The organism is Streptomyces sp. (assembly GCF_036566765.1).
Taxonomy (GTDB): Bacteria; Actinomycetota; Actinomycetes; order Streptomycetales; family Streptomycetaceae; genus Streptomyces.
The window spans coordinates 1-2480 of the sequence record NZ_DATCVQ010000626.1; the positions used below are offsets into that span (position 1 = coordinate 1).

2 protein-coding genes are annotated in these 2480 nt (G+C 73.5%); one reads left to right on the forward strand and one right to left on the reverse strand.

From position 1 onward, the window contains the following. Window positions 1–478: 478 nt before the first annotated feature. Complete coding sequence (locus VIU94_RS36540; protein ID WP_331918504.1) at window positions 479–1159, forward strand: phosphatase PAP2 family protein; 681 nt, start codon at window positions 479–481, stop codon at window positions 1157–1159. Between the two features lie 7 nt (window positions 1160–1166). Here VIU94_RS36540 and VIU94_RS36545 read toward each other — a convergent pair. Further along, window positions 1167–2480 (reverse strand): glutamate-1-semialdehyde 2,1-aminomutase (locus VIU94_RS36545; RefSeq protein ID WP_331918506.1); only part of this gene is annotated, 1314 nt, incomplete at its 5' end.

Sequence of the window (2480 nt, forward strand, 5' to 3'; positions counted from 1 at the left end):
CCCCGCTCACCGGGCCCCATCCGGGGGATCCGGCGCGGTTCGTGCCGGGTCCCTGCCCGAACGCGCCCGACCCGATTCCCGGCCGGTGCGGGGTCCTGGAGGTGCCCGAGAGCCGGGCCCACCGCGGCGGACGGACCATCAGCGTCGGCACCTTGCGTGGCTCGCCGGCGGCCCCGGCGCGTTTCTCACCTGGCTCCACCAGGACTGCCGCGCCTGGGACGTCCCCCCGGCAGACCCCTCGGTCCGGCAGGTCTCCAGCCGCCTACGTTCGAGATCGCGCCGTAGACCGCCCGGAGGGCGGAGTGCCGGACGCTCCCAGAAGGCGTCTGACCCGGGCGAACCCGGGTCAGACGCCTTCTTCCGTTCTGAGGCCGAGTCGGTCCGCTCCTGATGTTGGTTAGGCTGACGGCGAGGAGCGGGTGTCCGCGGGGTAGTTGTGGTCGCTCGAGGGTGGGGTCGGACATGACGGGGGCTCGCGTTGGATCGCCTGGCCGGAGCGGATCTGGAAGTCGGCCCGGCCCAGCCGGCGCCCGCGGTGCTGCCCCCGTTGCTGCGCGTGTGGCTCGGGCTGATCGCGACCCTCGCCGCGCTGGTGGCCGTCGTGCTCGGGGCCCTGTACGCCGGCCACAGCGAGCCCGGCAGCGTGGACGTGTGGATCCAGCCGGCGGTGGACGGTGTGCCGTCGTCGTGGCGGAACGCCGCTCTGGCCGTGGACTACTTGGGGGAGCCCGCAGGAGCGGCGATGCTGGTCATGGCCACCGTGGCGGGCTGCCTGCTGCTTCGGCGTCCCCGTGCAGCGGTGCTCGTCGTTGCCGGCACCGGCATGACCGTGGGGACGACGACGCTGCTCAAGCCCCTGGTGGGGCGCACCATCAACGGCCCGTACCTGTCCTACCCGAGCGGGCACACCGCCTTCCTCGCTGCGCTCGCCCTCGTGGTGGCGCTGCTCGCGGCCGGCCGGCTCGGCCTCGGCAGGGCGGCCGGCACGGTACTCGTGCTCGCCGCGGCGCTGGTCGCCGGCGCCGCGATGGGCTGGGCGCAGGTCGCCCTGGGCGCGCACTACCCGACCGACGTCCTCGGCGGCTGGTGCACCGCGCTGGCGGTGACACCGGCGACCGCGTGGCTGGTCGATCGGGTGGCCGACGCCCGTGTGAGCTGACGCTACTTCACGCCAAGCGGCGGAACACAGGCTTCACCGGCCGCCCCGCCAGCCAGGGGCTGGGGTCGGCGGCGTCCAGCGCCTTCCGGTACACCGCACATGCCTGGGCCACCACGTCGACGGTGTGGTCGATGTCGGTGTCGTCGAGCGCGCTGCTCACCACGAACGACGGGGCCAGCACCCCGCCCGCGAGGAGTCGGCGCAGGAACAGGGTGCGGTACTCCTGCGACGGCTGCCGGTTCTCGTCGAGGGTGGCGAAGACCAGGTTGCTGGCCCGGCCCCGGACGACGATGTGGTCGCCGACGCCCATGCCTGCCGCGGCCTCGCGGACGCCGGCGGCCAACCGCTCGCCGAGGGCGTGCAGTTGCGCGGTGACGCCCTCCTCGGCATAGGTGCTCTGCACGGCCATCGCGGCGGCCAGCGAGTGCGTCTCCGCACCGTGCGTGGTGGACAGCAGGAACACCCGGTCGCCGGAGTGACGCAGTCCGCCCCGCTCCATCAGGTCGCGGCGCCCGGCCAGCGCGGAGACGGCGAATCCGTTCCCCAGCGCCTTGCCGAACGTGGAGAGGTCGGGGACGACTCCGTACAGGCCCTGGGCGCCCGCCTCGGACCAGCGGAAGCCGGTGATCATCTCATCGAAGATCAGTACGCAGCCGTGCCGGTCGGCCAGTTCGCGCAGGCCGACCAGGTACCCGGGCGGGGGCTCGGTGTGGCCGGCGGGTTCGAGGATCAGGCAGGCGACCTCGTCCTGGTACCGGGTCAGCAGCTCCTCCGTGGCGGCCAGGTCCCCGTAAGGGAACGCCACGGTGAGCTCGGTGGTCGCCGCCGGAATACCGGCGGACATCGGCGTGGTGCCGATGAACCAGTCGTCGACGGAGAAGAACGGATGGTCGCCGCAGACGGCCACCCGCGGGCGCCCGGTGACGGCGCGGGCGAGGCGCACCGCGGCGGTGGTGGCGTCGGAGCCGTTCTTCGCGAACTTCACCATCTCGGCGGTCGGCACCGTGGCCAGGAAGCGTTCCGCGGCCTCGACCTCCACGATGGACGGCCGCACGAAGTTGCTGCCGCGGTCGAGTTCCCGCCGCACCGCCTCCAGCACGCGTGGGTGGGCGTGGCCGAGGCTGACCGACCGCAGGCCCGAGCCGTACTCGATGTAGCGGTTGCCGTCGACGTCCCACACGTGGGCGCCGCGGCCGTGGCTGATGACCGGGGCCAGGTTCTCGGGGTACTGGTCGTCGCCCTTGGCGTAGGTGTGCGCGCCCCCGGGGATCACGGCGTGCAGCCGCTCGTTCGCGGCCCGCGACCGGGGGAGCTGGAATTC